The organism is Kordia sp. SMS9, assembly GCF_003352465.1.
GTDB lineage: Bacteria > Bacteroidota > Bacteroidia > Flavobacteriales > Flavobacteriaceae > Kordia.
Genome location: NZ_CP031153.1, coordinates 2,986,397 through 3,000,531, shown reverse-complemented (window position 1 = coordinate 3,000,531; position 14,135 = coordinate 2,986,397). Strand labels below are relative to the sequence as shown.

At 35.0% G+C, this 14,135-nt stretch carries 22 protein-coding genes; 19 read left to right on the top strand and 3 right to left on the bottom strand.

The genetic code is table 11. The features are described from left to right. Nucleotides 1–16 precede the first annotated feature (16 nt). Genes KORDIASMS9_RS13020 through KORDIASMS9_RS13010 form a run of 3 tightly spaced genes read right to left on the bottom strand, consistent with a single transcriptional unit; the run spans nucleotide 17 to nucleotide 2,453 of the window. On the bottom strand, nucleotides 17–457 hold the full coding sequence (locus tag KORDIASMS9_RS13020) for a phage protein Gp36 family protein (protein ID WP_114903250.1): 441 nt from the start codon (nucleotides 455–457) through the stop codon (nucleotides 17–19). 2 nt (nucleotides 458–459) lie between these two features. Next, a complete protein-coding gene (locus KORDIASMS9_RS13015; protein WP_114903249.1) occupies nucleotides 460–2,031 on the bottom strand; it encodes a hypothetical protein in 1,572 nt (523 codons plus the stop codon). Further along, complete coding sequence (locus KORDIASMS9_RS13010; RefSeq protein ID WP_114903248.1) at nucleotides 2,028–2,453, bottom strand: hypothetical protein; 426 nt, start codon at nucleotides 2,451–2,453, stop codon at nucleotides 2,028–2,030. Before KORDIASMS9_RS13010 ends, KORDIASMS9_RS13015 begins: the two co-directional genes overlap by 4 nt. Before the next feature lie 147 nt (nucleotides 2,454–2,600). Between KORDIASMS9_RS13010 and KORDIASMS9_RS13005 the strand changes: the two genes are divergently transcribed. The 19 genes from KORDIASMS9_RS13005 (at nucleotide 2,601) to KORDIASMS9_RS12915 (ending at nucleotide 14,133) form a co-directional block, all read left to right on the top strand. Then, nucleotides 2,601–3,773 carry an ATP-dependent Clp protease proteolytic subunit gene (locus tag KORDIASMS9_RS13005; protein ID WP_114903247.1) on the top strand — a complete coding sequence of 391 codons (1,173 nt, stop codon included), beginning with the start codon at nucleotides 2,601–2,603 and terminating at the stop codon, nucleotides 3,771–3,773. Between the two features lie 88 nt (nucleotides 3,774–3,861). Further along, nucleotides 3,862–4,728: a hypothetical protein gene (locus KORDIASMS9_RS13000; RefSeq protein ID WP_205317988.1), complete on the top strand. Its 867-nt coding sequence runs from the start codon at nucleotides 3,862–3,864 to the stop codon at nucleotides 4,726–4,728. Between the two features lie 32 nt (nucleotides 4,729–4,760). After that, entirely contained in the window at nucleotides 4,761–5,141 is a 381-nt protein-coding gene (locus KORDIASMS9_RS12995) for a hypothetical protein (RefSeq protein WP_114903245.1), read from the top strand. Between the two features lies 1 nt (nucleotide 5,142). Continuing rightward, nucleotides 5,143–6,390, top strand: coding sequence for a DUF2586 family protein (locus KORDIASMS9_RS12990; RefSeq protein ID WP_114903244.1), 1,248 nt, complete (start codon nucleotides 5,143–5,145; stop codon nucleotides 6,388–6,390). Then, nucleotides 6,390–6,815, top strand: coding sequence for a hypothetical protein (locus KORDIASMS9_RS12985; protein ID WP_114903243.1), 426 nt, complete (start codon nucleotides 6,390–6,392; stop codon nucleotides 6,813–6,815). The genes KORDIASMS9_RS12990 and KORDIASMS9_RS12985 overlap by 1 nt, the downstream gene beginning before the upstream one ends. 1 nt (nucleotide 6,816) lies before the next feature. After that, complete coding sequence (locus KORDIASMS9_RS12980) at nucleotides 6,817–7,170, top strand: hypothetical protein (RefSeq protein ID WP_114903242.1); 354 nt, start codon at nucleotides 6,817–6,819, stop codon at nucleotides 7,168–7,170. Between the two features lie 190 nt (nucleotides 7,171–7,360). Then, nucleotides 7,361–7,960, top strand: coding sequence for a DUF6046 domain-containing protein (locus KORDIASMS9_RS12975; protein ID WP_114903241.1), 600 nt, complete (start codon nucleotides 7,361–7,363; stop codon nucleotides 7,958–7,960). A gap of 3 nt (nucleotides 7,961–7,963) precedes the next feature. After that, the gene (locus tag KORDIASMS9_RS12970; protein WP_114903240.1) at nucleotides 7,964–8,953 is read left to right on the top strand and encodes a hypothetical protein; all 990 of its coding nucleotides are present in this window, start codon (nucleotides 7,964–7,966) and stop codon (nucleotides 8,951–8,953) included. Beyond that, nucleotides 8,950–9,498, top strand: a complete 549-nt coding sequence (locus tag KORDIASMS9_RS12965) for an N-acetylmuramoyl-L-alanine amidase (RefSeq protein ID WP_114903239.1) — start codon at nucleotides 8,950–8,952, stop codon at nucleotides 9,496–9,498. Before KORDIASMS9_RS12970 ends, KORDIASMS9_RS12965 begins: the two co-directional genes overlap by 4 nt. Then, nucleotides 9,488–9,946: a hypothetical protein gene (locus KORDIASMS9_RS12960; RefSeq protein WP_114903238.1), complete on the top strand. Its 459-nt coding sequence runs from the start codon at nucleotides 9,488–9,490 to the stop codon at nucleotides 9,944–9,946. Before KORDIASMS9_RS12965 ends, KORDIASMS9_RS12960 begins: the two co-directional genes overlap by 11 nt. Further along, on the top strand, nucleotides 9,930–10,421 hold the full coding sequence (locus KORDIASMS9_RS12955; RefSeq protein WP_114903237.1) for a hypothetical protein: 492 nt from the start codon (nucleotides 9,930–9,932) through the stop codon (nucleotides 10,419–10,421). The genes KORDIASMS9_RS12960 and KORDIASMS9_RS12955 overlap by 17 nt, the downstream gene beginning before the upstream one ends. Beyond that, nucleotides 10,422–10,619, top strand: coding sequence for a hypothetical protein (locus tag KORDIASMS9_RS12950; protein ID WP_114903236.1), 198 nt, complete (start codon nucleotides 10,422–10,424; stop codon nucleotides 10,617–10,619). Next, entirely contained in the window at nucleotides 10,616–10,912 is a 297-nt protein-coding gene (locus tag KORDIASMS9_RS12945; RefSeq protein WP_114903235.1) for an oxidase, read from the top strand. The genes KORDIASMS9_RS12950 and KORDIASMS9_RS12945 overlap by 4 nt, the downstream gene beginning before the upstream one ends. 2 nt (nucleotides 10,913–10,914) lie before the next feature. Beyond that, nucleotides 10,915–11,217, top strand: a complete 303-nt coding sequence (locus KORDIASMS9_RS12940) for a hypothetical protein (RefSeq protein WP_114903234.1) — start codon at nucleotides 10,915–10,917, stop codon at nucleotides 11,215–11,217. Nucleotides 11,218–11,220: 3 nt separating this feature from the next. Continuing rightward, on the top strand, nucleotides 11,221–11,496 hold the full coding sequence (locus KORDIASMS9_RS12935) for a hypothetical protein (RefSeq protein WP_114903233.1): 276 nt from the start codon (nucleotides 11,221–11,223) through the stop codon (nucleotides 11,494–11,496). Between the two features lie 2 nt (nucleotides 11,497–11,498). Further along, nucleotides 11,499–11,837 carry a hypothetical protein gene (locus KORDIASMS9_RS12930; RefSeq protein WP_114903232.1) on the top strand — a complete coding sequence of 113 codons (339 nt, stop codon included), beginning with the start codon at nucleotides 11,499–11,501 and terminating at the stop codon, nucleotides 11,835–11,837. A gap of 11 nt (nucleotides 11,838–11,848) precedes the next feature. Further along, nucleotides 11,849–12,832: a hypothetical protein gene (locus KORDIASMS9_RS12925; protein ID WP_114903231.1), complete on the top strand. Its 984-nt coding sequence runs from the start codon at nucleotides 11,849–11,851 to the stop codon at nucleotides 12,830–12,832. Nucleotide 12,833: 1 nt separating this feature from the next. Next, nucleotides 12,834–13,661 carry a hypothetical protein gene (locus KORDIASMS9_RS12920; RefSeq protein WP_114903230.1) on the top strand — a complete coding sequence of 276 codons (828 nt, stop codon included), beginning with the start codon at nucleotides 12,834–12,836 and terminating at the stop codon, nucleotides 13,659–13,661. A gap of 121 nt (nucleotides 13,662–13,782) precedes the next feature. After that, nucleotides 13,783–14,133 (top strand): hypothetical protein, encoded by a 351-nt coding sequence (locus tag KORDIASMS9_RS12915; RefSeq protein ID WP_162819934.1) that lies wholly within the window; start codon nucleotides 13,783–13,785, stop codon nucleotides 14,131–14,133. Nucleotides 14,134–14,135 lie beyond the last annotated feature (2 nt).

Genomic DNA, 14,135 nt, shown 5'->3' with positions numbered 1-14,135 from the left:
AATTAAACACTTGATGTTACCATCTGTTATCCTCATTTTCATATTCAGAAGTTATTTTTATACCGATCTCTGCATTTCCATTTGCATCAGTTCGGCCAGGTAAATCAGCTGTTGCAGATCCCTTTGAAACATCCTTAAGCCAATTCAGGACATCTTGATATCTATCAGATCTATGTTGTGGTATTTTATTTGGTGCGGTTGATGTGTAAAGGTGATACAAAGTGCAGTCGATGGTAATCATTACAATGTGTGCGTTTCTAGTATCGATGCCCTCACCTATTACTGGAGTAAATATTAAGTCAGTATCATATCTCCCAAATAGATAATTTTTAATTTGACTTATTGCCATTTCTTCAGCTCGAAAAAGCTTGAACTCTGAATATTGATCTAAAAGGATGTCTTTAATCTCATCTCTTATGATTACAGTATAATCTGTATCTGTTATAAATCTTGCCATATCTAAAATCTATTAGGATTACTTCTAATTGTATCTTGAATTGAAGTTGTTTTAATTTCAAATTTGCTCACAAAGGTTTCTTTGTTTAATTTGCTTATACCTCCCTGTTGTGCGTCAAGTATATCCACAGGAGTCTTCGAACCTTTTTCAAAAGCAAGTAAATGTTCAACATAAAGCATTACATCAGGATCATCTTTGATATTTTCATCAATAAAAATCCATTTACGTTGATAGATTCCTGTCATTGCTTCAATTCGATCGTATTTGTTTCCTTTCGGATCTTCGTCAGATTCAACAGGTATATGATAGCCTCTTTGATCACCTTCAGCATCAAAATCAGTAACGAATTCATCCATCGCAAAAAGCCCTTCTATGTAATATCTGATGTTGTATTTTGAAAGATTTTTATCTTCATACAAATTGTATAACCATTCAGCTGCAAGTGCTCTAGATTCCTGTCTGTTATAAACAGATAAAACATGATACTCTCTTCTAATTTTCCCCAAGAACATGATGCCTTTATAGTCACCTGTATCTTTGTATGATAAATCGCCGTAAACAACTAAACCATCATATTGTCGGTATTGTGCTCTTTTCTTATAGAGTACTTTATCATTTGAAAACACCTTACCATCCTGAATATGTTTGTGCATGTATTCACGCATGAATGATCTGTATGGAGTTTCTTCAAACTTTCGTCGCCAGTAATTAGCATCTGTTTTTTCCTTCCAGTTTGGCTCAAAGGTTTTAAGATCCTTTACTGCTGGAACATCAATAATATGATGTCTTGGTTTCTCTTTTCTTTTTCTTGCAAGCTTTCTAAGTCTTTTGAATTCTACTCCCAACTTGTTGATAATGGTGTTTTTGTGAAAGTTGTTGTTTTCCACAATCATTCTTTGGTATTTTCCGCCTTCATCAAAACATCCTTTTAAATCTTCCCAAACATAGGCATAAGCATCATCTGATCTTTTGTCATTATTACATCGTTCTTTAGTGTCAACATCACTAACTACAATATAATCTGGCCTGTTATATAGCTCTCTGATTCCACGTGGAGATTGTCCAAAACCAAGAGCCACAAATTTAACTCCATCTGATGTTGTAAAGTCTCCGTCCGACCAACTCCCTTTTCTCATTTTCTTACCATAATCATTGATAAACAGTTGATTGTATTGAAGGTTAGCTTGTATGTCTGATAATAGCTTTTTTGCTTTCTTTTCAGTTTGTCCAACCAGGAGCATAAAGAAGAGCTGTTTTTTGATCATTAGAAACATTGGAACACCCATACAAGCATGAACTGATTTTGCTCCTGATCTAAAAACCTGAAAAAGAATAAAGCAAATTGGGAATGACAATAGTAGTTTAGCAAACAAAGCATGATACCATGCGCACTTTGCCGTGGCATAATGCGGAAAATAATACTCGAACCAATCTGTGTATTTTGATTCAAGTTTTTTGATACGTTTTGCTTTTTCCGCTGGAGATTCTCCATATTTTAATTGTGTCGCCCTCTCAACTCTACGGCAATGCAAATTGTATTCTTCGATAAGCTTTTCATCTTTCCTTTGTATCATACTTGTTCAGCTTTAAAGAGTAGGAATTTTTTATGGTATTCGAGAAATTTAATTGCCAAATCAGGATCTTGATCGATCATCCAGTCATCAAACTCTTTAAAGACAGACAATACAACTTGAACTGATGTTCGAGCACTCAATCCTTCAATGACTTTGTAGATTTTGTACAATCCATCTGCTTCGATTTTCTTTTTTTCTCCATTGGCTATATTCTCAAGCTCTTTGAATAATATTTCCTTGACTTTGTGAGGGGCGGCCAAAGCTTCAGCTCTTCTTGACTCCCAATCGTATTTCTTTTTCCATCTCCCAATGGTTTGCTCAGTTGTATCCAAATCAATTGCAATAGCTTTAGCTGTCATGCCATCGTGGATGAACATTCGTTCTGCTAGAGCAACTTTCTTTTCATTGGTCAATCTTCCCATGCGTCTTTGTTTTCGAACAAAGTTCGAAAATAGTATCTCCTAATAACTAAGCGTTTGCAACTCTTGCAAAGAACTGTGCAAGGGTTGCAAACAAACTTGTCTGACAGATTTTTAGTATAGATTTTTGGTCTATCAAATAGGTATAACATGATTTTAAAGGTAGATCAGAATAACATTCACATATACGGATATATATATGGTGGCGATGGTGTTCGGTTTCTTAGTGAATTTTCAAAAGTCGATGGTACGTATCCTGAGATTGAAGTTTGGATACATTGCTATGGAGGTTGGGTTTTTGATGGTAATATGATTTACAATACTCTAATAGGAGCAAAATCTACAGTAAACACAAACACAATTGGTGTGGCAGCTAGTATGGGAGGTATTATCGCTTCAGCTGGAAAAACACGAAGAATTGTGTCGAATGGTTTTTTAATGATTCATGCGCCAACTGGAGGTACTTATGGAACCGCTTCTGATCATTTAAAAGCTGGTAATCTTCTAACAGAATTAGAAAAACAATTTGTGAAGCTTCTTGTTGCAAAAACAAAGAAAACTGCTAAGGATGTTAAGAAGTGGCTTGTAGGAGATAATTGGTTTTCTGCTGAACAAGCAAAAGCTTCAGGACTTGTTGATGAAATTATTGATCCTGAGGCGATACTTGATGTTGATATAGATGATCCTCAAGAAATAGGATCTGAAGAAATATACAATCGTTTTGCGGCCAGTTTAGATATAAAAGATATCAGACCTGAGGCAAGTGTACCTATTAACAAACCCGTAATTATTGAACCATTAAACAATGATGATACTATGAAAAAAGATGTAATTGATGCGTTAGGACTCAGTGGAGTCACGGCTCAATCTTCTGACACAGCTGTAATCACAGCAATCAAAGAACACTATCAGGCAAAGCAACAAGATTTGCAAAAAAAGTATGATGATGAGAAAACAGATCATGATGCTTTAAAAGCCAAAGTCAAAGCAGACGAAGAAAATGCTTTGAAATCCATTCTTGACCAGGCTCAAAATATAGATAAGAAATTCACTGCGGAAGAGAGATCAACGTATGAGCAAGTTGGAAAGGATGCTGGAATTAAGGCTTTAAATACTGTACTCTCGAAAATCGGAGTGCGTCAAACAATTACAAGTCAAATTCCTTCAGGTGGAAATGCTCCAGTGACAGCTTCAAGACAAGGATGGAACTGGGACAAGTACCAAGAGGAAGATCCTAGAGCACTAGAAGCTATGAAGGCTACTAATCTTGATGAGTTTAAAGCTCTTTTCAAGGCTAAGTATAATGTTGACTTCGAAGATTAGTGCAGCTATTAACCAATAATTCAAATTAAAATACGATACAATGGCAGGAATTAATCAAGAAATATGGACAGACATATTAGTTAAAGAGTTGACCGCTTTAGAACAAGGCGCATTTTTGGCAGACATACCAGATCAATCAAGATTTGTAACATCAGCCAAAAGAAATACAAATGATGTTATTCATTTGGTGGATGTTGGAGCAAAACCTGAAGTGCATACCAATTTCATTCCGAATCCTATCGGATATGCACAAAGAAATGATGGAGATATTCCGATTCAATTGGATACCCACGTAACGGTAGCGACTCAGATAACAGTTGAAGAAACTGAACATATTGCCTACGATAAGGTGAAAGATGTGCAAGATGATCATAAAGTTGCAATTGCAGAAAGAAAGCAAACCAAGGCTGCACACGTCTTAACACCAGCATCAGACTCTGCTCAAACTAGAATCATCACTACTAGTGGTGATAATGATGGTACAGATCGTAAACGATTTACACCTAAAGACTTACTTGATCTTAAAACAATCTACGATGATAAAAAAGTTCCATTGTCAAACAGAACTTTAGTGTTGTCTTCTCAGCACTATAATGACTTATTGTTTTGGTGTGTAAATAAAGATAAGTCAACAAATCATTTGGCTATGGATGAAGCTGGTATGCTAAAACAACGTTTAGAAAGCTTTAAAATATTCATTTTTATTGATGTACCTCTTATCAACGTAAGTACACTGACAAGACGTAGTTACGGAGCACAAGCACAAGCTGGAGATCTTCCTGCTTCATTTGCATTTAATCCTAAAGATGCATTCAAAGCAAATGGAAGAACTTGGAATATTACAGATCCAATCGATACGCAGACACATTCAACAAAATACAATGTTAGACACAATTCTATTGTCTCTCCAAAGAAATTGAGAGGCTTGGCAGGAGTGGTCTCTGCAACAATCTAATAGACTTAAAATAAGACTTAAAAAAAGAAATTATGAGTTCAAACAACTTAGAGAAAGCTGCAAAGGTTTTCGACAATGTAGATGTTGACACTATATGGGTGAATCAACACGGAGAATTTTTCACAAATAGAAGTTTAGCTGTTAATAGTGAAAAAGACCCTAAAAAAGTGATGCCAATCACAAGAGCTGAAGCTACAAAAGCGGCTGCAAAGAGTGTCGCTAAGAAGCTTGTAATTGTTACTGTCGATGGAGCAAAATTAACCTTTGCCGATCTCAAACAAGGAGATACTCCAAAAGAAGGAGATAAAGCAAAAGTAGGTAATAAGAATGCTCAAGGAGAATTCAAAATCTCTGAAGAGTTAAGCTATACTTTTGATAAGTCAGTTTTGACGACAATTACAAAAGCAAAGTAACATGGCTGACTTAGATGGTGTAGATTTAAGAAAAGGTAAAATAGGTGCAAACACTATATCAAAAGATTCAGGAATCTCAGGTATGGTGTTTGCAAGCGTCAGCACAACTGAATTGCCATATAAAACTGTTGAGGAAGTCTACAACTTGACAGATGTCGAGGCATTGGGAATTACTGAAGAATATGATGCTACCAATGGAGTAACGGTTTATCGTCAAATCAATGAATTCTATCGAATGGCGTCTGAAGGACAAAAGTTGTATATCATGCTCGTAGATCGAGTTACACGTATGGTTGATATTTTAGAAGATCCTACAGAAGCTATGGCGAAGAAGTTATTAATTCATGCCAAGGGAGAAATCAGACAATTAGCGATTTCAGTAAACTCTGAAGAGGATATCATTTACTTAAATGGTATGCCTGATGATGTCTATAACTCTATTGCTAAAGCACAAGCTTTAGCTAAGTGGGCTTTTGAAATGCACTTTCCTTGTCAAATATTATTGGAAGGTTATGGGTTTAGTGGAAATGCTGCATCTTGTATTAGCTTGCGAGATCTTCCTAATCTTCAAGCAACCAAAGTTAGCGTGGTAATTGGACAAGATTGGAATCATGCTGATACTTTGGAGAATAATGGACAACTATATGCTGATGTTGGAACGGCATTAGGAACACTTGCTGTTGCTAAAGTAGGTCAAAACATTGGTGATAATGAAGTTTTTGATCTTACTGATGGAGCTCTTGGGAAATGGCTTATCCCTGGTCTCTCCTCTCATCAAAAAAATATAGACGCTTTTTCTGGTTTACAAACCTTAGAGGATAAGGGCTATGTTTTTGGTTTTGCATACGTAGGTATGGAAGGTGTAAGATGGAATAATGATCATGTATGCGCTCCAATTATTCGTGATCAACAAGGAAATGTGAATGAACATACAATGTCGTATGGAAAATTACTTGATCATGCTACAAGGGAGCTTAGAAGAGTTTTGCTCAAAAAGCTCAAAACTAAGCATCCTGTAGATTCAAAAACAGGGAAGTTGCCAATCGGTGTTGTAAAAAATTTTGAGAAAATTGGAAACGAAGTTTTTGAAAAAATGGAAAAAGCTGGACAAATATCTTCAGGTACAACAATTGTTAGTCGTGATAGTGATTTGATAGTTGCTAAAACACTTAATGTAAAGTTTAGAGTTGTACCGTTTGGATCTGTAGATGATATCAAAGGAACTATTAATCTCAAAACACAAGTATAATGGCAAATGTTATTAGAAATAGTAAGGCATACGATAGTGGAGATGTTACAGTATACATCAATGGAGTTGATGTTGATGTTGTAGAGATTAGTTATGGAACTGAGCAAGAACATCAGCTCAATAAAACACTTAAAAATGAAGCAACTTCATGGAGTCAAGGCTTTAAAACACCATCATGCACTATGACATTCATGCTGCACGATATAGCAGCTATTGAATTAGCAGCTGGAGGTGATTTATTATCCATACGTCCATTCGATGTGAATGTAACATTTTTAAATGAATACAATGTGCTCATAAATGATACGATTACTTGTAAGTTTCAAGATCAAGGTCGCGATGTAACAGGAGATATGGGACTCAACAAACAACATACAATGTTTGTTTTAGGAATAGAATTTAATAACTCAGAAAACGAAAATTAATATGGCAAAGGATAAAGATCTAAAAGAGTCAAGTAGTAAAAGCTTAACTGATGCAGAAAGAAAAGCTTTCCTTGAAAAATATGACAGGAAAAAGCTTAGAATTATTGAGCTTCCGTTAGACGATTATGACAGTGAATTTATGGAAGCTGTTGTATTAGTTCCTTCTCGTACTGTAATGGGGCAGTATATGAAATATATTGATCAAAACCCCAAAAGGGCACAAGATATACTTCTAAAAGGCTCTTTACTTAATAACAAGGAAGTTATTATGTCTGATGATGCACTGGCTAATACGGCTGTCTCTCTTATTGCAGAGTTATTGCCGATTAGGGAGGGGCGCATAAAAAAGTTCTAGAAGACTGTTCAGGATTACACTTCAATGACACAAAAGATGCAATATTAAAAATAGATGCGCTTATAAGCCATTTTTTACATGTGCCTTTTCCAGAGAGGTTAACCGATCTTGAGTGGTCTCAAAAATGGGCTCAAGTCAAATTTTTAGCAGAAAAAGGGATTTTAGGTATAAAACCAAAAGACTTAATACAATGACATTAATTTCAATTGATTTAGCTAGTAGATACGCTTCGGCATTTGGTTTGATTGCTAATAAAAATCAAGCCAAGCCGAAGGTGTCTAAATCAGGAAAAAATTACAATTTAGAAACCTATTCTGATATTGATCCTGAATTTGAAAGTATCAAGTTAACGTTTGAAAATAATGAATTCAATTTTGCTTCACTTCCGTTTTTAAAACAGAATGAAGCTCCTGAAGGTAACATATTAGCTCCTCCTCCACTGATCAGTTTTTCAAGAGACAAACAACTCATCGAAACACCAGTTAATGATAGTGACAATGTTGTAATAGAACGTTGGGGAACAAATCCTTGGAATATCCGAATGAGGGGATTGCTAATTGATGTAGAAAACAGACACTATCCTGAAGTAAGTGTTACAAAACTCGAAAGACTATTTGATTACAATGGTGTAGTCGATGCTTCGGGAACTCAGTTCTTTGACAAAAATATTGCCAGCATTTATTTTAAGAGTATTGAAATAAGTGGCGTACAAGGATATCAAGATACTGTACAATATACTTTGGTAGCTAAAAGTATTACTCCAGTAAGTTTCACTCTTAGAAATCCATAAGCTTTGAGGTATTTATATCACAATATTGTACTGAAGGTAGTAATTGGAAATGTAATATTTGATCAAGCAAATAGTATAACTATTAGTCAGTCAATTAAAAAACTTTCAGATACGGCAACCATTATTTTACCAAGAGCCTACACTAAGGCAAACATAAAAGGTAAGGTTACATCACTTGACAAGAAAAACATCACCGATTTCATTAAGGTTGATGATCCAGTTGAGATATTTCTTGGATACGATGATGCGCTTGTGTCTGAATTTAAAGGTTATGTGACACGCATTGGAGCTGATGCACCTCTTGAGATCAAATGTGAAGATGAAATGTACAAACTAAAAAAAAATCATTTCTCTAAAGCATTTGAAAACGCAACTTTAAAGCAATTACTCAAAGTGATCGCACCTGGTTATACTTACGAACTTATTGACAATGTTGTTTTGGGAAAAATGACTATAGATAACAAGTCAGCATTTAAAGTTCTTGAGAGTCTTCGTAAAAATTATGGCTTACATAGCTTCTTTAAAAATAGAGAAGTTTTACACGTTGGTTTTCCAATTTCAATACCTCCAACAGATCCACATCCTGTTGTGATCAACAGAAATGTGAGAGCACTTTCCAATAACTTAAAATTTGTAAAAAAGGATGACATAAAGCTTTTAGTAAAGTATGTGTCTGTCCTTGAAAGCGGACGCAAAATACATGGTCAGTATGGAGATACTGGAGGTAGTGAAAAGGTGATCACTGTGCCAAGAACCACTAAGGCAGAATTAGAGCGTCTTGCAGAGAAAGATTATAAGTCACTCAGTTTTGATGGTTATCAAGGTACGCTACCAACTTGGGGAGTTCCTAGAACTAAGGCAGGAGATACTATTGAAATTAATGATCCGAGATATAGTGAACATAATGGCAAATATCTTATCGAAGGAGTGACTATCAAAGCAGATAGAAGTAACGGATTTTTAAGAGAAAACAAATTAGGATTAAAATTATGAAAGTTGCAATTGTAATAGGACATACAAAATTCAAACAAGGAGCTTATTCCAGAGATTTGGACACTACTGAATGGAAATTCAATAAAATGGTGGCTGCTCATTTAAAAGATATAGCAACCATATTTTATTATGACAGTTACAATCTTGGCTATACCTCAATGGTAAAACGAAACGCCAAGAAGATAAACACCGGAAACTTTGACTTAGTATTAGAGTTGCATTTCAATGCGGCCGAATCAAAACAAGCCAACGGATGCGAAGCTCTGTATTATTTTAAAAATCAAAAAGGTAAACGCCTTGCTGATTTTTTTTGCAATCTAATTGAGAAAAAAATGGGTCGAAAAAATAGAGGTGCTAAGGCGCTGTTTGGAAAACACCAACGTGGATTTGCGGCTGTATTTTATCCAAATCCAACGACTTTAATTCTTGAACCGTTTTTCGGGACAAACCGATCTGATGCTAATGCATTTCGCGATTATAAATCAATCGAAAGTTATGTGTCTGTAATTAAAGAAACTATTAAAAAATTCAGCTATGAAGTTTAGAATAATCATATTGCTTTTATTACTATTTACTTCTTGTGACGTAAAGAAGAAGGCAATCAAAAACAAAACAGATACCAAGCTCACAGAGCAAATCGAAACGATCAAAAAACGAAAAGGTGATACAGTCACTTATTCGATTCCAAAAGTTACTTATCGCGACACAACCATATACAAAAAAAACTATGTCACTGGAACAGCACAAGTGCTGCGATTTGACAAGCAAGGTAACGTAGATCTAGCACAATGCATTTCGGGATCTGTCGAAGAAATTACACGTCAAAACAGAGAGCTCATTGAAACCATTAAGGCTAAAGATAAAGAGAAAACTGAAGAGTTTGATAGTAGCTTCATCTTATATGGTTTTTTAGGCATTGGATTCATACTCATTATTGTTGGTTTAGTAATTGTTTTTGTACTTAAACGCTATATAAATGCACGAACTTCTTAGACAACTTATAGGGAAAGAAATTCAAGAAAATGAAAAAGTAGTCATTACTACTGGTACTGTCAAAGTGGTTCGTGAGAATGATTGTGATGTAGATAGAGAATTTAAACCTGAACTCCTTGGTGTTCGTTTTCATTCAATCAAAGATGATCTAGAAAACTTTGTAAAAATTACACCTAAAGTGGAAAGTGTTGTGTTATGCGCAATCATCGAAAATGATATTTCTGAAGCAGTGATAATCTCATATAGTGAAATTGAAAAAATTCATATAAGTACTGATGGAGCAGAATTTGAAATGTTTCAAGGAAAGTTTAAGATAAAAAATGAAAATGCAGATTTAAAATCAATTCTAGAGACATCACATAATGTCTTTAAAAATGTAAAGATTTTAACGCCTTCAGGAATTGGAACTGTAAGTCCTAGTGATAAGACTTTAATTGAACAAAACATTAATAAAATTAATCAAATATTTACTTAGATGGCACTAAATAAAGAGGTATTAAAGCAAGGAATCATTGGGTTGTCTTATTTGATGTTAGCACAAGAAGATCAAGATCACGCAATACAGTTATTTGCCGAAGAGATGTCCACGCTTTTAGACAATTACGTAAGAGGTGGACAAGTCGTTGGAGCTACATCAGATGGAGCAGCAATTGTAAATGGTCAAATCGTATGAGTGATAGAGTTGATTTTTTATTAGATGAAACTGGAGATCTAGCCATTGTAAATGGTGATTTTGTCATCGGCCCAAGTGATCAACAACATGTATCGATGATTGTAAAGGCGCATCAAGGTGAATTTAAAGAGCATCCACTTACGGGTTTTGGAATCTCAAGATATCTAAAAAAGACAAATGCTTTTAAACCTGAGTTTTTGAGAGATTTAAAAGTACAGCTCGGATATGATGGATATCAGAATGCTGAAATAAATCTAGAAGAGGGAATTGAAAAATTAACCATAAAAGTTTAACCATGATTGAATTTATAAAAAGTTATGGCATTGAGTTAATGACTGCTTTGGGCGGGCTATTTGCTTGGGGTTACGAGCGAAAAAAAAGAAAAGCAGATTTAGCAGCAGCTGAAACTCAAAACCAAAAATCAGTTATTGACCTATATCAAGAAGCTCTAGATGATCTTAAAAAAAGATATGATGAAAAATTCATTGCTTTAGAGGTCGAAATCAACCTCTTGCGAAAGAACATAGAGTTGTGGAAAGGTAAATACAGAAAGTTGAAACAAGAGTTTGATGATTATAAGACTCAACACGAATCATAAGCTATGAAAACAGTAACAGTCATAGATCGTCAAAACGTATTTGATATCGCCTTGCAAGTGTATGGTGATGCAAGAGCTGCTAGAGACATCGCAAAAGCCAATCAAATAAATGAAACCGATGATTTAACGCCTGGACAAAAAATAAGCTTGCCTGAAAGTCAATATACAAATACGGATGTATTACAATTTTACAATTTAAAAACAGTAATTCCAGTAACTGACACACATATCCAAATAGGTGTTGGTTACTGGTCAACAGAACAATACATAATACAATAAGCATGAAACAATCTATCGAACATCTTAAAGGATATTTTCAAGCAGGAAATGTTCCTACACAAACAAGCTTTGGAAACTTAATCGATTCATTTGGTCATTGGGATGATATTGCAAATTTAAGTAAAACAGGAAGTTATGATGATATTCCAAATGCACCTATGACATTGGAAATTCCTATCGTAGCTAAGTCAACTATTACTGTTCCAATCGATGGTCAAATAATCTTTAATAGTGAAGATAATTACGGCATTTACATCTATCAGACAGATAAGTGGTGTAAGGCTACATTGTCTGCATTTACAATAGGAGAAACACAAGTTGGAGAAAATCATTTAACGTAAAATAAAGTACCATGAAGAAATCAATAGAAGAATTAAAAGCATATTTTGAAACAGGAGATACACCATCTCAAGAAGAGTTTGGAAATCTTATTGATAGTTTAGCTCACAAGGACGAGCTTGCTCCTGTAGCCTTTACAGGTAGTTATGAAGATTTAACGGACAAGCCTACTGAAGTAATTATTCCTCTTGTAGCTAAATCTACCATCGAAATACCGACTCCTGGACTAATGATCAGAGACAGTGAAGATGAAAACAAATTGAAACTTTATGACGGCGAAAAGTGGTGTGCTTTTGAAATGACTTGCGAAGCAGTAAGCGTTGATGTTGATCACGGAATTCAGCTAAGAAAAGCTGAGTCTGATTATTTGAACTTTGGAGATATTAAGCCTCAACCAAATCAAGATTTTAAAGCAACGATTGTTTTTCGTCCTGATCCAGAACTCACAGATGGAGAAAGTGCTAATTTTATTAGTAGAATGGGAGGGTCAAAAGGAGTAAATTTAAAATTAGTCTATGGTATCAGTGCTCCTGAAGGAGAACCAGTTCCAAACGAACCAAATAAAATAATTTTTCAACTAGGAGATGGAACTAACATTATTGTTAGAGAGATTGGAGATCTAGATCCTAATCAAATTTATACATTATCCATAATTTACTATGGATCAGCTGGACGCTTCGGTCCGATGGAGCTAAATGGAGTTTCAATTTTTGCAAATCCAGGATTTGGTTCTACAATATTTGACGTCAATTACACAATTGATTATGAGACAAATGATTTTACTGCAAGAAATGTTGATGCTCTTTATGGAAACATAAGCTCTAATGGTATCACGGATTATGGAGGTTCATTCGATTTATTTTATATGAGTTATGAGATTGGAGGGATTATACACACTTATCCAATTGAAGAAAGTTCAGGAGATAAAATTAATGCTGATGAAGGGAATACTGCAACCATTCTTGGAACACCTAAATGGATAACTAGACCAATATAGTATGTCAAGATCATTAGAAGAAATACAAGTGCAGATGAGAGCTAAAATAGGAGAAATTCCTGTTTTAGCTCCACTGCTTTCCAATGACTCTAATACAGGGATGTATAGTAATTGGATTTATATAGTATCGTATTCTATTTGGTTACACGAGCAAATTGTTGAAGAGAATGCTGAAAATTCACGACCGCATACACTACGTTGGTATCGTGAACAAGCACTTTCCTTTTTGGATGGTTTACAACTTGTTTGGTTAGACGGCCAGTTTCAATATGATACATCTGATGTTGAAGATGTTGAAGCTAGAAGAGTAATACACAGGTGTGCTGTACTCGAAAGTGTTGATGGCGACTTGATCTTCAAAATCGCAACTACTAATAATGATGAACTTCAGCCACTAGCTGATGATGTGCTAAGTCGATTTGAAGTATACATTAACCTGATTAAAGATGGAGGTAATAGTCTAATTGTAATCAATAGACCTGCTGATTTGCTCAAAATTCAAATGACTGTTTATGTAGATCCGCAAGTGATAGATCTAACAACGGGACAACTATTGAGCGTTAACGGTTCTGAAGTAGTAAAGCCAGTAGAAAATGCTGTTGATACTTACTTAGCAAATTTAGAGTTCAATGGTGCTTTTGTTGTTGAGTACTTCCGTGATGCTATTCAAAAAGCTGAAGGTGTAAAATTGCCTAGTATTGAAAATATTCAATGGAAGTATGCAGGACTTCCATTTGTATCTGTGGCTTTGTGGCAAATCCCTGATGCTGGATATTTTAAAGTAGAAGATCTAATGATAAACTATATACCGTATGATTTGGAGGCATAATAATTACAAGAAACTCGCAAAACGATACACACCGCACGAGTGGCGCACCAATATCCATCTATCTTGGTTATATGCCAAGCTATCGCCTTTAATAAAGTTACAGGAAGATATACTATATCGAATGCAACACGACTGCCGTGTCATTTACATGGAAAAAATGCTTAATGAATGGTTTGGCGTTCAAACGTATGATCCCATGAATCATCAAGAGACAAGAAAAGTTTACATAGGTGATGGATTCAAGCCGAAAAAAACGTACTTATTCCAAGACTATGAGCAAAAACCAGTGTATGTTTTTTTAAGGTCTGAAAACACTCCTGTATTTATCTATGTAGCTGCTGAATTCATTGAGCAGTTTTTCAATTTCATTGTGTGGATTCCGATTGAATACGTTTTCAATGAAACAATTTTAAAAGCAAAAATAAACTATTACAAACTAGCTGGTAAACAGTACAAAATTGAGCGATATTAATT